This is a genomic window from Enterobacter cloacae complex sp. IR5441, from assembly GCF_049238215.1.
GTDB lineage: Bacteria > Pseudomonadota > Gammaproteobacteria > Enterobacterales > Enterobacteriaceae > Enterobacter > Enterobacter hormaechei_C.
In genome coordinates, this window is record NZ_JBMKIA010000129.1 from 1 (window position 1) to 763 (window position 763).

A 763-nucleotide genomic window follows, 5' to 3' on the forward strand; every position below is an offset into this window, starting at 1 on the left:
TTGGTTTGGGAGAAGCGGCAAAACGGAATGTGGGCAACGGGGAAAACCAAATCCCTGATATGTATTTCTGGACGGTTACTGGTGGCAATGGAAATTTTGTGATTCGTCAACCTGACGGGCTAATCACTCAGATGGTTACTGTAAGTATAAGCGGTCCAGTGGCGATGAATGGAATGACTGATAATGCTTATGCCATTACAGGTTCTAATAAGTCTTATATTGCCACAGCCACATTGCCCTTTGTATTTCCTAATAAGGTGCTGGGCGTTATCCCTCTGGTATCAACAACAGCCTATGGTGGTGTATCCAGTAATATTACAGGTTCATACTCGACGGCGGTTTGTTCTTTTGCCGCTGTCCGGGGGAATAATACGATTGTATTCAAAGTCGACAAACCACTGAATGCAGCCTTTCCTTCAGATACCAGCGTCTCAGCGTTAATCATTGGACGGTAATAATGAACTCAGTATTCTTTTCACCCGGAAGTAAAAGTTTTTATCTACAAGAATTGTTTCCAGAATATGAGGATGCGGGAACGCTTCCAGATGATGTTATTGAAATTACCCGAGAAACATATGAGCAATTTCTTGGGCTGCATCCAGAAGGGAAAGAAATTGGCGCTGACAGTTCAGGACGGCCAATATGGTGATGCTGCCAACTTACTGATTTAGTGTATGATGGTGTTTTTGAGGTGCTCCAGTGGCTTCTGTTTCTATCAGCTGTCCCTCCTGTTCAGCTACTGACGGGGTGGTGCGTAACGGCA

General features: G+C 44.6%; 2 protein-coding genes and 1 pseudogene. All 3 read left to right on the plus strand.

Features of this window, described 5'->3' with window-relative positions:
• Nucleotides 1–455, plus strand: a pseudogene (locus ACOTX5_RS26700) (hypothetical protein); the annotation flags it as partial.
• A gap of 2 nt (nucleotides 456–457) precedes the next feature.
• Complete coding sequence (locus tag ACOTX5_RS26705; RefSeq protein WP_234101271.1) at nucleotides 458–649, plus strand: tail fiber assembly protein; 192 nt, start codon at nucleotides 458–460, stop codon at nucleotides 647–649.
• A 50-nt stretch (nucleotides 650–699) separates the two neighbouring features.
• On the plus strand, nucleotides 700–763 hold a 64-nt coding region (locus ACOTX5_RS26710; RefSeq protein WP_001676991.1), incomplete at its 3' end, for an IS1 family transposase.

Bases quoted from the DNA above. Each gene is read 5' to 3' on its own strand.
- ACOTX5_RS26705 (WP_234101271.1), top strand. From the start codon at position 458: ATGAACTCAGTATTCTTTTCACCCGGAAGTAAAAGTTTTTATCTACAA.